The organism is Amycolatopsis sp. NPDC098790, from assembly GCF_044759945.1.
In the GTDB taxonomy this organism is placed as follows: Bacteria; Actinomycetota; Actinomycetes; order Mycobacteriales; family Pseudonocardiaceae; genus Amycolatopsis.
In genome coordinates, this window is record NZ_JBIWAI010000001.1 from 2,665,715 (window position 1) to 2,679,134 (window position 13,420).

Here is a 13,420-nt window from a genome sequence, read left to right on the forward strand (position 1 = left end):
GCGAGAATAGCCGACGTGAGACATCCTCAGTTCTTGCGCGCCACCAGGGCGAGCTGGCTGGCCAGCTCCGGGTGCTCGCCGACCTCGGCGGGGTCGTCCGGCCGCCACTCCGGCGTGAACACGACCCCCGGCGGGACCAGCTCGAAGCCGTCCAGCAACGCGCGCAGCTCGGCCTTCGAGCGGGCCACGACCTGCGTGCCGCTCTTCTGGTACATCTCCGCCGCGCGCCGGACCTCCTCGCCCTGGCCTTCGAACGTGCCCGACGACAGCGCGAGGTAGCTGCCGGGCGCGAGCGCGTCGCGGTAGGCGGCGATCAGGCCGGCCGGGTCGCGCTCGTCCGGGATGAAGTGCACGAACGCGGCCATGATCAGCATGACCGGCTGGTCGAAGTCGAGCAGCACCTCGGTGGTTTCGTGCTCGAGGACGTCCGCCGGGACCTCGGCGTCGGCCTGCACCATCTCGGCGTTCTCGTTGTCCTTCAGCACGATCTCGCTGTGCGCGACGGCGACCGGTTCGTTGTCGACGTACACCACTCGCGACGCGGGGTCGATCGCCTGGACGACCTCGTGCACGTGCCCGACGGTCGGCATGCCGGAGCCGATGTCCAGGAACTGCCGGATGCCCTGCTCGGCGCCGAACCGCACCGCCCGGCGCAGCCAGCGCCGGTTCATCAGGGCCAGCTCCTTGGCCTCCGGGCGCACCTGGAGGATCTGCTCGGCGAACATCCGGTCGATGGCGTAGTTGAGCTTGCCGCCGATCAGGTAGTCGTACACGCGTGCCGCGTTCGGCTTGTCGAAGTCGATCCCGCGCTGCGCGTGGTCGTCGGTCATCGCCGCGCCACGAGCGCCAGTCCGCCCGACTGCTCCGCCGGGTCTTCGAGCGGCCCGTCCGGACGCCACTCGGGCGTGAACACCACTCCGGGCGGCAGGATCTCGAAGCCCTTCACCAGCGCGCGCAGCTCGTCGGGCGAACGCAGCGTCAACGGCGTGCCGCTCTTCTCGTACAGCGCCACCGAGCGCTGGGACTCCTCGCCCTGCCCCTCCCACGTGCCCGACGACAACGCGAGGTAGCTGCCCGGCGCGAGCACGTCGCGGTAGGTCGCGATCAGCCCGGCCGGGTCGCGCTCGTCCGGGATGAAGTGCACGAACGCCGCCATGATCACCATCACCGGCTCGTTGAAGTCCAGCATCGCCGCGGTGGTCGGGTGCTCCAGCACCTCGTCCGGGTACTCGGCGTCGGCCTGGACCATCGCCGCGTTGTCGTTGCCCTCCAGCACGATCTCGCTGTGCGCGACCGCGATCGGCTCGTTGTCGACGTAGACCACCCGCGACGACGGGTCGATCGCCTGGACGACCTCGTGCACGTGCCCGACGGTCGGCATGCCGGAGCCGATGTCCAGGAACTGCCGGACGCCCTGCTCCGCAGCGAACCGCGCCGCGCGGCGCAGCCACGCCCGGTTGGTCAGCGCCATGTGCCGGGCATTCGGCAGGACGCTCTGGATCTGGTCGGCGAACATCCGGTCGACGGCGTAGTTCAGCTGGCCGCCGATCATGTAGTCGTACACGCGCGCCGCGTTCGGCCGTTCGAGGTCGATGCCCCGCTTCGCGTGTTCGTCTTCGGTCATCCGCCGCTCCCGGGCTCGAGGTGTGCCCGGGAGAATAGTCCGGTTCAGAGCAGCGGCGGCACCGCCGCGTCGATGAGGTGCGGACCCGGTTCGGCGAAGGCCCGCTGCAGCTGCTCGGCGAGCTCCTCGGCCGTGGTCGCCCGCGTCGCCGGGACGCCCATGCCTTCGGCGATCTTGACGAAGTCCATGTCCGGCCGCGAGAGGTCGAGCAGGTCGTTCGCCTTCGGGCCGCCCGATGCCGCGCCGACGCGCTGCAGCTCCATCCGCAGGATCGCGTACGCGCGGTTGTTGAGCACCACCGTCGTCACGTTCAGGTTCTCCCGCGCCTGCGTCCACAGCGCCGATACGGTGTACAACGCGCTTCCGTCGGACTGCAGGTTCAGCACCGGCCGGTCCGGCGCGGCGACGGCCGCCCCGGTCGCCACCGGCATGCCGTAGCCGATCGCGCCGCCGGTCAGCGTGAGGACGTCGTGCCGCGGGGCGCCGGCGGTCGCCGTCGGCAGCAGCAGGCCGGACGTGTTGGCCTCGTCGGCGATGATCGCGTTCTCCGGCAGCAGCGCGCCGATGACGTCGACCCAGTTCTGCGGCGTCAGCGGACCATTCGGCAGCGCGGGCCGGGACGCCGGCGACAGCACCGGTTCGGTGTCCGCGGCGACGAGGCCGGCGACCTCGTTCAGCGCGCGCGTGACGTCCTGGCCGACCGACGCAAGCGTGTGCACCTGCGCACCTTCCGGCGTAAGGTCGCTCGGCTTGCCCGGGTAGGCGAAGAACGACACGGGCGCCTTCGTGCCCGCGACGACGACGTGCTTGATCCCGTCGAGCTGGTAGGCGACCTGCTCGGCCAGGTAGCCGAGCCGCTCTATCACCGGTAGACCCGCGCCGCGCTCCAGCCGTGCTGGGAACGTTTCGACGAACACCTTCGCGCCGGTCGCGGTGGCGATCCGGCTCGCCGCGCGCAGCCCTTCCTCGCGGCACGCGCCGCCACCGATGAGCAGCGCCACCGGCTCGCCGGTGCCGAACACGGCGGCGACGTCCTTGACCGTGGTGGCGTCGACGGCCTGCGGCACGCGCGGCGGGATGGGCGCGCACGTCTCGCCGCCGTCGCCCCACGAAGCGTCCGCGGGCAGGATCAGCGTGGCGACGCGGCCCGGAGCGTCCTGCGAAGCGGCGACCGCGGCGGCGGCGTCCGCCCCGACGTCCTTCGTGTGCTCGGAGCGGCGCACCCAGCCTTCCAGCGAGCCCGCGACGGCCTCGATGTCCGACTCCAGCGGTGCGTCGTACTGCTTGTGGTAGGTCGCGTGGTCGCCGACGACGTTCACGATCGGCGTGTGCGCGCGGCGCGCGTTGTGCAGGTTCGCCAGGCCGTTGCCCAGGCCGGGGCCGAGGTGCAGCAGCGTCGCGGCGGGCTTGTCCGCGATGCGCGCGTACCCGTCGGCGGCGCCGGTGACGACGCCTTCGAACAGTGCGAGCACGCCCCGCATCTCCGGGACGGTGTCGAGCGCCGCGACGAAGTGCATCTCCGACGTGCCGGGGTTCGCGAAGCACACTTCGACACCGGCATCGACCAGCGTGCGGATCAAGGACTGGGCGCCGTTCAGCTCACTCATGCGGTTCCTTCGGGAAAGAGAACGCCGGGGTTGAGGATCCCGGCCGGGTCGAAGCTCTGCTTGATCCGGCGCATCAGCTCGATCTTCGCCGGGTCTTCGAGTTCCTGGTGGTACTTCGCCTTGGTGCGGCCGAGGCCGTGCTCGCCGGAGATCGCGCCGCCCAGCTCCATCGCGTACGCGAAGATGTCGGTGAGCAGCTGCTTCCGCTTGTCCGCGTCCTTGCAGAAGATGCCGAAGTGGACGTTGCCGTCGCCGGCGTGCCCGCACCCCAGCGCGCCGCCGCCCGCGGCCATCGCGAGCTCACGCGACTTCGTGATGAACTCCGGCATCGCGGTCCGCGGCACGACGACGTCGATCACGTCGTCGGCGCCGGCCGCCTTCGCGGTCCAGAAGGCCTTTTCGCGCGCTTCGATCAGCTTGCGCGCGGCGGGGCCTTCGAGGACGTACACGTCGGTCGCGCCGAGTTCGCCGAGCAGCTCGCCGACCGTCTCGACGTCCTCGTGCAGGCGCCCGCTGTCCCGGTTCTCCAGAGCGACTACGAGGTAAGCCTCGCTGGTCTCGCGGATCTTGTCCGGCACGCCCAGCTCGAGCTTTTCGTTGTAGACGATGGCCGCCATCGTCAGGTTGTCGATGTACTCGAGGATGTGCGGCGCGAGCCCGCTGGAGAGGATCGCCGGCACGGCGGCCATCACCTGGGCGAGGTTGGCGAAGGGGGCGAGCACGGTGGCGCCGTGCGCGAGCCGCGGGTGCAGCTTGACGGTGATCTCGGTGGCCAGCGCGAGGGTTCCTTCGGAGCCGATGATCAGCTGCGTGAGGTCGTAGCCGGTGGAGATCTTCGACGTCTTGCCGCCGGTGCGGAGGATCTCGCCGGTCGGCAGGACGGCCTGCAGCCCGAGCACGTTGTTGCGGGTGACGCCGTACTTGACGGCCCGCATGCCACCGGCGTTGGTGCCGACGTTCCCGCCGACGCTCGCGCTCAGCTCGCCGGGGTAGACGGTGTAGCTGAGCCCGGCTTCGGCGGTCTTCGCGTCGAGTTCGGCGAGCGTGACACCGGGCTGCACGACGGCGACGTGGTTCCCGGTGTCGACTTCGAGCACGGCGTTCATCCGCTCGAAGGAGATCAGCAGCCCGTCTTCGCGCGGCCGTGCGGCGCCGGAGAGCCCGCTGCCGGAACCGCGCGCGGTCACGGGCACGTTGTGTTCCGAAGCAGCCTTAAGCAGCTCCGCGACTTCTTCCGCGGTTGCCGGCTTCGCGACGTACGCGGGCTTCTGAGGCTCCGCCGTCAACGCTTCGTCGTGCGCGTAGTCCTCGGAGATCGCCTCGCCGGTCAGCAGGTTCTTGTCCCCGACGATCTCGGCCAGCCGTGCCGCCACGTCGCCCATCGACAGCCTCTCCTCCGCGCCGTTGCTGTGGTTACCGCAGCGTAGTACGTACCGCCGGTACGCCGCTATGAAGGTTTTTCACATTCGGCTCAGACGGTCTCGAAGGTGGCCATCATGCCCATGTCTTCGTGCTCCGCGTTGTGGCAGTGGAACATGTACCGCCCGCGGTAGCCGTCGAACCGCGCGATCACCTCCACCGCCTCGCCCGGCCGCAGATCGACCGTGTCCTTGAGGCCGCCGTCGAACGGCCCGGGCGCGCGGCCGCCGCGGGAAAGCACGCGGAACGGCACGAGGTGCAGGTGGATCGGGTGGTGCACGTCCGCCACGAACCGCCAGACCTCGACGTCGCCGAGCCGCGGCCGCGCGTCGATCCGCGACGGCGAGTACGGTTCCCCGCCGATCAGCCAGCCGTGCCGTCCATTTGTCGGTGCACCGCGGAAGGAGAACTCCCTGATCACTCTCGCCGACGTCCGCTCGAGTGGTTCGACCGTGCTCAACCGGTCCGGGATGTGACTGTCTTCGGTGCCGCGGCGGGCGACGCGAAACCGCAGCACGTACGCGGCGCTGCCGGTGCCCGCTCGGTTAACGAGCGTTATCTCGGTGCCCACCGGGTAACGGCCGAAGTCGACGACGACGTCGTACCGCTCGGCCGGCGCGATCGGCAGGTGGTCGTGCCCGCGTGGTGCGTCGAGCAGGCCCTGGTCCGATCCGATCTGCGTGAAGGCCGGGCCATCCGGCGGAGGCGGGTCGAGGGCGAGGTCGTAGCGGCGGGCGTTGGACGCGTTGAGCAGGCGCAGCCGGTGCCGGGTCGCGGACACCTCCGCCACCGGCCACGGCGCGCCGTTCACCAGGACGAGTCGCCGAACACGCCCGCGGCGTAGGGCTCCTCGACGCCGGGCACGGTGCTCAGCGTCGAGTCGAGGGAGGGGTAGCGCATCGAACCGTCCGCGGCGAACGCGCGGTCGGTGATCATCAGCGGCAGCTCCCGCTCGCCGCGCGGCAGCGGCAACGCGTCCTCTTCGGCGTCCCGGACGAAGTGGAACCCGGCCAGCCCGCGGTGCACGGCCGGGCCCGTGAAGTCCATCCGGTGGTCGTGGTACCAGAGCGCCGATGCCCGCTGCCGCAACGGATACACGTAGTCGCGCACGCCTTGGGTGATCTTCGCGTCCGGGTCGAGCATGCCGTGGTGCGCCGTGCGCCACCCGCTCGCGGGCAGTACGAGGTCGGTGGCGTAGCCGTCGGAATCCGGGGGCGTGCGGCCGCCGTGCAGGTGGACGACGGTCGGCACGGGGAGTTCGTTGCGGTGGCGGACGATCGCCGTCCGGCCGCTGCGGGATTCGATGGTCGGCCCGGGGAAAGTGCCCTGATAGCCCCAGATCGGCGTCCGCAGCCCGGGCAGGATCTCCGCGGTGGCCGCGCGCTGGACGATCTCGTACCGGTCGGCGTCCGGGTCGCGGGAGAGCGGCGACAGCACGGCCGGGATCGGCAGCGGGACCTGGAACGGCGGAGGCAGCGGCACTTCGCTGGTGAGCAGCTCCCCGGTGGCCGCGGCCCGCCCGAGCAGCCTCGGCCCGGCCAGCCCGGCCGCCACGACGAAACCCGCGCCGCCCGCCAGGCCGAGGAACCGGCGCCGGGACAGCCCGCTCATCGCCAGCTCGCGATCAGCACGACGACGGCCAGCGTGACCAGCGCGACGCCCAGGGGGACGTGCAGGTCGAGAGCGCCGGCCAGACCGGCGAAGTACTGCGCGGTCTCGCCGGCGACCAGCAGCAGGCTCGCCCAGAACGGCCACCGCGGTGCGCCGCGCCACCAGAGCAGCGCCGTCGCCACCAGCTGCGCCAGCCCGATCGCGAAGACCAGGTCCGCGCCGAACCGGTGCACCGCCAGCATGGCGTAGTCGCCGGTCAGGTAGCTGCCCGCGAAGACCGGCTGCCCGAAGATCGCGATGGCGTGCACGGTGGCGAACCCGCGCACCACACTCCTTGCTTTGCTCACCCGATCGACGCTAGGGACGTCGATCTATGCTGTCCAAGACCGCAATCGCCATGGAATCATGACTCCGAGGCTATGAAATGGACCTGCTGCAGCTGCGCTACTTCCAGGCGGTGGCCCGCCGCGAGCACCTCAGCCAGGCCGCCGCCGAACTCCGCGTCGCGCAGCCGTCGTTGAGCCGCGCGATCGCCCGGCTCGAGGCCGATCTCGGCGTGCCGCTGTTCGACCGCGTGGGCCGCGGGCTGCGGCTCAACCGGTTCGGCGCCGGTTACCTCCGCCGCGTCGACCGGGCACTGGCCGAGCTGGACGACGCCCGCCGCGAGCTGGCCGACTCCGCGGGGCTCGACCACGGCAGCGTCTCGGTCGCCGCGGAAACCCTGCTCACGCTCACCGGCGTGGTCACCGAGTTCCGCGCGGCGCACGCCGGCGTCGACATCCGGCTGTACCAGTCGTCGGCCACCGAGATGGCGAACCAGCTTCGTGCCGGGGAGGTCGACCTCTGCTTCGCCTCGCAGCCGCTGCCCGGCGCGGACCTGCGGACGCGGGAACTGCTGCACGAGGAGGTGCTGCTCGCCGTACCGGTCGGGCACCGGCTCGCCGGGCGGAAACGCGTGCGGATCGCCGACCTCGCGGGCGAACCGTTCGTCACCACCCGCCCCGGCTACTGGCCGCGCGAGCTGGCCGACCGGCTGTTCGCGGCGGCCGGCCTGCGTCCCGAGTACACCTGCGAGAGCGACGAGCCCGGCGCCACCGGCGACCTCATCGGCGCGGGCCTCGGGATCGGGCTGGTGCCCGCGTACTCCCGCAGTGCCACGCACATCCCGGGCGTCTGGCTGCACGTGGACGCGCCGGGCTGCCACCGCACGCTGAATCTCGTCTGGCGCGCCGACGCGTACTTGTCCGTCGCGGCGGAGCGGCTGTCCGGCTTCGCGGCCGAGTACTTCGGCCGCCGGTAGGGCGGAGGCCGGAGCGTTCCCGGAGGAAATGCGTAGTCACCCGATTACCGGTCAGGATTTAGCTCAGGCTAAATCTCTGGTGGGTGACTGCGCATCGGATGAAGCTTCGTGACATGACATCGACGTACACCTTCGAAGACGGCGTATCGGTGCGGCGGCTCGGTTTCGGCGCCATGCGGCTCACCGAGTGGGACCACGTCCGGGACGGCGCCGCCGCGGTGGCCCGCCGCGCGGCCGAGCTCGGCGTGACGTTCTTCGACACCGCCGACGCCTACGACCTGGGCCTGAACGAGGAACTGCTGGCCGACGCGCTCCACCCGTACGAGGGGCTGTTCATCGCGACGAAGTGCGGACACGCGCGCCCGAGCCGGGGCGAATGGGTGCCGCTCGGGCGGCCCGAATACCTGCGGCAGCAAGCGGAACTCTCCCTGCGGCGCCTGCGCGTCGAGCGTCTCGACCTGCTGCAGCTGCACCGGCTCGACCCGCAGGTCCCTATCGCTGATCAGGTCGGCGCGCTCGCCCGGCTGCGGGACGAGGGGAAGGTCGCCCGGATCGGGCTGTCCGAGGTCAGCGTCGCGCAACTGGCCGAAGCGCGCGCGATCGCGCCGATCGCGAGCGTGCAGAACCGCTACAACCTGACCGACCGCGCGTCCGAAGACGTCCTCGCCTACTGCGAGCGCGAAGGGATCGCGTTCGTCCCGTGGCTGCCGATCGCGCGCGGTGACCACGCGACGGCGGGCGGAACGCTCGGAAAGGTCGCGGCCGGCCTCGGGGCGACCCCCGCTCAGGTGTCCCTCGCCTGGTTGCTGCGGCGCTCGCCGGTGGTGATCCCCATTCCCGGCACGTCGTCGCTCGCACACCTCGAAGAAAACTGCGGCGCGGCCGGATTCACGCTTTCCGACGACGATTTCGCGCGCTTGTCCGAGCTGGCGTGAAAACGGCCCGGCCGCGGTTTCCCGCGGCCGGGCGTCGAGTTCCGGTCAGGCTCAGACGAGCCAGCCGAGAACGTGCGCCAGGTGCGCCAGCGCGCCGGTGATGATGTCGTGGCAGTAGTGGGCGTGCTGGGCGAACGTCTGCATGGAATGGCTCCTTGGTGATTCGAAAATGGTTTCCCTGGAGATGCTCTCGCGAGAGCGGAATCAGGTTTTCACCGTGCTGGCGAGCTGTCAAAGAGCCGTTTTCGAGAGACTCGGGCGCCGCGGAATCTTCCCATGCTAAACACGTAATCCCTTCGTGTTTGACCCCGGGGTGCCCGTTTCGGCGGTCAACCACTCTGGGTAGTAAGCGGGCCGATCATCACTGTCGGTGATGCCATCCTTGATCCGGCATCCCGGGTACGCGGGTAGCTCGATCCGGTGATCACCGGCCACGAATGGTGATTTCTCGATGATCACCCTTTCGGGTGGTCGCAGGCGAAGAAAAAAGGGACGCCGGGCGCGTCACCGCACCCAGCGTCCCCTTGGGGGAGAACGGAATCAGGCTCGCGCGAACGAGAGCGTCTCGCCCTCGACACCCCGCAGCCAGAGGTCCTGCGCGGCCGCCGCCACCTCGGCGAGGCCCTCCTCGATCGTGGCGAACACGTTGCCGGGCACCCAGCCCGCGTCGCCGTTGATCAGCAGGTTGTTGCGCCCGTAGAAGATCGCGAGGTCGGTCGCGCCCTGGTCGCCGTGGGCCTCGCTGTCGTCCTCGTAGCCGTACGCGGGGTTGCCGATCTCCCACGCCTCGAAGCCGAAGTACACGACGTCGCCGGGGATCGGCGTGATCGTCGGGTTCTCGCGTCCCGGCTTCGGCTCCGCGAAGGGCGGCACGAGCGTGTAGACCTCGTTGCGCGCGTACTTCGCGTGGTAGGCCGAGCCGCTCTGCGGCAACGCGTCCCACACCGCCTTGCACGTCCGCGGAGCTTCGTCGTCGAGCAGCCGCGCGCGGCAGGAGACCCCACGCTTGTCGAGGGTGATCGTGATGTACCGGGCCATGCTCAGCTCCCCGTGACCGATGCGACGACTTCGCCCCAGATGCGCAGCGCGTCGTCGACCTGCTCGGCGTTGACGACGAGCGGCGGCACCATCCGGACTACGTTCATGTACGGCCCGCAGGTGAGCAGCAGCAGGCCGTTCTTCGACGCGGTCTGCTGCGCGGCCGCCGCCGTCGCCGCGTCGGGCTCGCCGTCCGCGGTGGTGAACTCCGAGCCGACCAGCAGCCCGAGCCCGCGCACCTCGCCGATCGCCGGCGTCTTGTCCGCGATCACCCGCGCGCCTTCGAGCAGCTGGCGGCCGCGCTCGGCGGCGTTCTCGACCAGGTTCTCCCGCTCGATGACCTCGAGCGTCGCGATCGCCGCCGCGCACGAGACTGCGTTGCCGCCGTACGTGCCACCCTGCGAGCCCGGGAACGCCTTCGTCATCAGCTCCTGCGATGCGGCGATGCCGGACAGCGGGAAGCCGCTCGCCAGGCCCTTCGCGATGAGCACGATGTCGGGGGAGACGTCGAAGTGGTCGTGGCCCCAGAACTTCCCGGTGCGGCCGAAACCGGTCTGGATCTCGTCGACGACGAGCAGGATGCCGTGCCGGTCCGCGCGTTCGCGCAGGCCCGCCATGAACTCGGTGTTCGCCGGGACGTACCCGCCCTCGCCGAGCACCGGCTCGACGAAGATCGCGGCGGTCTCGTTCGGCGCGCTGACCGTCTGGAACAGGAAGTCCAGCTCGCGCAGCGCGAACTTCGTCGCGGTCTGCTCGTCCCACCCGTAGTGGTAGGCGTACGGGAACGGCGCGACGTGCACGCCGGCCATCAGCGGGCCGATGCCGGCGCTGAACCGCGTCCCGGACGTCGTCATCGACGCCGCCGCGACGGTCCGGCCGTGGAAGCCGCCCTGCATGACGATGACGTTCGGGCGCTTCGTCGCCTGCCGTGAAAGCCGCAACGCCGCTTCGACGGCTTCGCTGCCCGAGTTCGCGTAGAAGAGCGAGTCGAGCCCGCTCGGGAGCACCGCGCCGAGGCGCTCGGTCAGCTCCAGCAGCGGCTTGTGCATCACCGTCGTGTACTGCCCGTGGACGAGCTTGCCGATCTGCTCCTGCGCGGCCGCCACGACGTGCGGATGGCAGTGCCCGGTGCTCGTGACGCCGATCCCGGCGGTGAAGTCGAGGTGGCGTTTGCCGTCGACGTCGTAGAGGTAAACCCCTTCACCGTGGTCGACCACGACGGGCGTTGCCTGCTTGAGCAGCGGAGATAGCTGGGCCATGGCAGCGTGCTCCTAGGTCGGTTGAGCGGGTTGTCGATTGTTGACAATATCCATAGCATGGCCCTCGGGACAACACGTGAGGAGCAGTCGGGATGAGCGCGAGCACCGAGTCCGGCGTCGTCGACGCGGTCGGCAAGGAACTGTTCATCGGCGGCAAGTGGGTCGCCGCCCAGGCGGGGAAGACGTTCCCGGTGGTCGACCCGGCCACGGGCAAGGAGCTGTGCCAGGTCGCCGACGCGTCGCCGGCGGACGGCGTCGCCGCGCTGGACGCCGCCGTCGCCGCGCAGGCCGACTTCGCGAAGATGGCGCCCCGCGAACGCGGCGAGATCCTGCGCCGGGCGTACGAGCTGCTGATGAAGCGCCAGGAAGAACTCGCGCTGCTGATGACCCTGGAGATGGGCAAGCCGCTCGCCGAGTCGAAGGGCGAGATCGCCTACGCCGCCGAGTTCTTCCGCTGGTTCGCCGAAGAGGCCGTCCGCATCGACGGCGGTTACGCGACCGCCCCGAACGGCGTGGGCCGGTTCCTCATCACCAAGCAGCCGGTCGGCCCGACGCTGCTGATCACGCCGTGGAACTTCCCGATGGCGATGGGCACCCGCAAGATCGGCCCGGCGATCGCCGCGGGCTGCACGACGGTGATCAAGCCCGCCGCGCAGACGCCGCTGTCGATGCTCGCGCTCGCCGGCATCCTCGCCGAGGCCGGGCTGCCCGAAGGCGTGCTGAACGTGATCACGACCAGCGACTCCGGCGGCGTGATGGAGCCGCTGATCCGCGACGGCCGGGCCCGCAAGCTCTCCTTCACCGGCTCCACCGGAGTCGGCCGGAAGCTCCTCGAACAGTGCGCGGACAAGATCCTGCGGACGTCGATGGAGCTGGGCGGCAACGCGCCGTTCCTGGTCTTCGACGACGCGGACATGGACGCGGCGATCGACGGCGCGATGCAGGCCAAGATGCGCAACATCGGCGAGGCGTGCACCGCGGCGAACCGGTTCTACGTGCAGCGCGGCGTCGTCGAGGAGTTCTCGCGGCGGCTGACCGAGCGCATGCAGGCGCTGCCGATGGGCCGCGGTACCGAGAAGGACGTCGTGGTCGGCCCGCTGATCGACGACAAGGCCGTCGACAAGGTGACTGAGCTGGTCAAGGACGCCACCGACCGCGGCGCGAAGGTGCTCACCGGCGGCTCCGGCGTCGACGGGCCGGGTCACTTCTACCAGGCAACGGTGCTCACCGACGTCCCGCAGGAGGCGCGGCTGACGCACGAGGAGATCTTCGGGCCGGTCGCCCCGATCACGCCGTTCGACACCGAGGAAGAAGCGGTGGCGAAGGCCAACGACACGGAGTTCGGCCTGGTTTCCTACCTCTTCACCAGCGATCTCAAGCGTGCGCTGCGGGTCTCCGAAGCGCTGGAGGCCGGGATGATCGGGCTCAACCAGGGCATCGTGTCGAACCCGGCGGCGCCCTTCGGCGGGATCAAGGCGTCCGGGCTCGGCCGTGAGGGCGGTTCGGTCGGCATCGACGAGTTCCTCGAGACCAAGTACATCGCGGTGGCCCTGTGACGGCCTACCGCTTGGCGAGCATCCCTGGCGACGGGATCGGCGTGGACGTCACGGTCGAGGCCCGCAAGGTCCTCGACCGGGCTTCCGCCCTCTTCGACTTCTCGTTGGAGTGGACGGAGTTCGACTGGAGCTGCGAAAGGTACGCGAAGGCCGGCGCGATGATGCCGGACGACGGCGTCGAGCAGCTCTCGGCGTTCGACGGCATTCTGCTCGGCGCGGTGGGCTTCCCCGGCGTTCCGGACCACGTTTCCCTGTGGGGCCTGCTGATCCCGCTGCGGCGCGCGTTCCAGCAGTACGTCAACCTGCGCCCGGTGCGGCTGCTGCCGGGCACGACGTCCGTGCTGGCCGGGCGGAAGGCCGAGGAGCTGGAGCTGGTCATCGTCCGCGAGAACTCCGAAGGGGAGTACTCCGCGATCGGCGGGCGGCACAACGCCGGGCGGCCGGACGAATTCGTGCTGCAGGAGTCGGTTTTCACGCGCGTCGGCGTTTCGCGGATCATCCGGTACGCGTTCGAACTGGCGCGGACGCGGTCTTCGCGCGTCTGCTCGGCGACGAAGTCCAACGGGCTCATCCACTCGATGCCGTTCTGGGACGAGATCTTCGCCGAGGTCGCGGCCGAGTACCCGGATGTCCACAGTGAACAGATGCACGTGGATGCGTTGGCGGCGCGGATGGTCCAGGCGCCGGACCGGCTCGACGTCGTCGTGGCGTCGAACCTCTTCGGCGACATCCTGAGCGACCTCGCGGCCGCGATCACCGGCGGGCTCGGCATGGCGCCGTCCGGCAACATCAACCCATCGGGTGAACATCCGTCGATGTTCGAAGCGGTCCACGGGAGCGCTCCGGACATCGCGGGACAGGGAATCGCCAACCCCGTGGCGCAGATTCTGGCGGCCGCGATGCTGGTCGAGCACCTGGGTGAAACCGCTGCGGCGCAAGCGATCCGCGCTGCCGTGGACCGCGTGCTCGACGAAGGCCGGGTGCGCACCCCGGACCTCGGCGGCACGGATACCACAGAACGCCTCGGCACGGCGGTGGCCGAAGCGCTGGGCTGAGTTTTTGTCGGTGCCC

11 protein-coding genes and 1 pseudogene are annotated in these 13,420 nt (G+C 70.3%); 4 read left to right on the forward strand and 8 right to left on the reverse strand.

Annotated elements, in window-relative coordinates:
* Nucleotides 1-26: 26 nt before the first annotated feature.
* The 6 genes and pseudogenes from ACIQWX_RS13230 to ACIQWX_RS13255 all read right to left on the reverse strand — a co-directional run bounded on the left by ACIQWX_RS13230 (nt 27) and on the right by ACIQWX_RS13255 (nt 6,608).
* Nucleotides 27-830, reverse strand: coding sequence for an SAM-dependent methyltransferase (locus ACIQWX_RS13230; RefSeq protein WP_400868975.1), 804 nt, complete (start codon nt 828-830; stop codon nt 27-29).
* Nucleotides 827-1,624, reverse strand: coding sequence for an SAM-dependent methyltransferase (locus ACIQWX_RS13235; RefSeq protein WP_400868977.1), 798 nt, complete (start codon nt 1,622-1,624; stop codon nt 827-829). The genes ACIQWX_RS13230 and ACIQWX_RS13235 overlap by 4 nt, the downstream gene beginning before the upstream one ends.
* A gap of 44 nt (nt 1,625-1,668) precedes the next feature.
* The gene (locus ACIQWX_RS13240) at nt 1,669-3,231 is read right to left on the reverse strand and encodes an acetolactate synthase large subunit (protein ID WP_400868979.1); all 1,563 of its coding nucleotides are present in this window, start codon (nt 3,229-3,231) and stop codon (nt 1,669-1,671) included.
* Nucleotides 3,228-4,613, reverse strand: a complete 1,386-nt coding sequence (locus ACIQWX_RS13245; protein WP_400868981.1) for an FAD-binding oxidoreductase — start codon at nt 4,611-4,613, stop codon at nt 3,228-3,230. Before ACIQWX_RS13245 ends, ACIQWX_RS13240 begins: the two co-directional genes overlap by 4 nt.
* An 89-nt stretch (nt 4,614-4,702) precedes the next feature.
* A pseudogene (locus ACIQWX_RS13250) lies at nt 4,703-6,261 on the reverse strand (multicopper oxidase family protein).
* Nucleotides 6,258-6,608, reverse strand: coding sequence for a hypothetical protein (locus ACIQWX_RS13255; protein WP_400868983.1), 351 nt, complete (start codon nt 6,606-6,608; stop codon nt 6,258-6,260). The pseudogene ACIQWX_RS13250 and the gene ACIQWX_RS13255 overlap by 4 nt, the downstream one beginning before the upstream one ends.
* Nucleotides 6,609-6,685: 77 nt before the next feature.
* On the opposite strand from ACIQWX_RS13255, the gene ACIQWX_RS13260 reads away from it, so the two are divergent.
* Together ACIQWX_RS13260 and ACIQWX_RS13265 are read left to right on the forward strand one after the other, a co-directional pair.
* Nucleotides 6,686-7,561: a LysR family transcriptional regulator gene (locus tag ACIQWX_RS13260; RefSeq protein ID WP_400868985.1), complete on the forward strand. Its 876-nt coding sequence runs from the start codon at nt 6,686-6,688 to the stop codon at nt 7,559-7,561.
* 113 nt (nt 7,562-7,674) lie between these two features.
* Entirely contained in the window at nt 7,675-8,496 is an 822-nt protein-coding gene (locus ACIQWX_RS13265; RefSeq protein ID WP_400868987.1) for an aldo/keto reductase, read from the forward strand.
* Between the two features lie 540 nt (nt 8,497-9,036).
* On the opposite strand, the gene ACIQWX_RS13270 is transcribed toward ACIQWX_RS13265, so the two are convergent.
* Entirely contained in the window at nt 9,037-9,534 is a 498-nt protein-coding gene (locus ACIQWX_RS13270; protein ID WP_400868989.1) for a DUF3830 family protein, read from the reverse strand.
* A gap of 2 nt (nt 9,535-9,536) precedes the next feature.
* Entirely contained in the window at nt 9,537-10,793 is a 1,257-nt protein-coding gene (locus tag ACIQWX_RS13275; RefSeq protein WP_400868991.1) for an aspartate aminotransferase family protein, read from the reverse strand.
* 92 nt (nt 10,794-10,885) lie between these two features.
* Between ACIQWX_RS13275 and ACIQWX_RS13280 the strand changes: the two genes are divergently transcribed.
* The gene (locus ACIQWX_RS13280; RefSeq protein ID WP_400868993.1) at nt 10,886-12,349 is read left to right on the forward strand and encodes an NAD-dependent succinate-semialdehyde dehydrogenase; all 1,464 of its coding nucleotides are present in this window, start codon (nt 10,886-10,888) and stop codon (nt 12,347-12,349) included.
* Nucleotides 12,346-13,404, forward strand: coding sequence for a tartrate dehydrogenase (locus ACIQWX_RS13285; protein WP_400868995.1), 1,059 nt, complete (start codon nt 12,346-12,348; stop codon nt 13,402-13,404). The genes ACIQWX_RS13280 and ACIQWX_RS13285 overlap by 4 nt, the downstream gene beginning before the upstream one ends.
* The last annotated feature ends 16 nt before the right edge of the window (nt 13,405-13,420 follow it).

Bases quoted from the DNA above. Each gene is read 5' to 3' on its own strand.
- ACIQWX_RS13230 (WP_400868975.1), bottom strand. From the start codon at position 830: ATGACCGACGACCACGCGCAGCGCGGGATCGACTTCGACAAGCCGAAC.
- ACIQWX_RS13235 (WP_400868977.1), bottom strand. From the start codon at position 1,624: ATGACCGAAGACGAACACGCGAAGCGGGGCATCGACCTCGAACGGCCG.
- ACIQWX_RS13240 (WP_400868979.1), bottom strand. From the start codon at position 3,231: ATGAGTGAGCTGAACGGCGCCCAGTCCTTGATCCGCACGCTGGTCGAT.
- ACIQWX_RS13245 (WP_400868981.1), bottom strand. From the start codon at position 4,613: ATGGGCGACGTGGCGGCACGGCTGGCCGAGATCGTCGGGGACAAGAAC.
- ACIQWX_RS13260 (WP_400868985.1), top strand. From the start codon at position 6,686: ATGGACCTGCTGCAGCTGCGCTACTTCCAGGCGGTGGCCCGCCGCGAG.
- ACIQWX_RS13265 (WP_400868987.1), top strand. From the start codon at position 7,675: ATGACATCGACGTACACCTTCGAAGACGGCGTATCGGTGCGGCGGCTC.
- ACIQWX_RS13270 (WP_400868989.1), bottom strand. From the start codon at position 9,534: ATGGCCCGGTACATCACGATCACCCTCGACAAGCGTGGGGTCTCCTGC.
- ACIQWX_RS13275 (WP_400868991.1), bottom strand. From the start codon at position 10,793: ATGGCCCAGCTATCTCCGCTGCTCAAGCAGGCAACGCCCGTCGTGGTC.
- ACIQWX_RS13280 (WP_400868993.1), top strand. From the start codon at position 10,886: ATGAGCGCGAGCACCGAGTCCGGCGTCGTCGACGCGGTCGGCAAGGAA.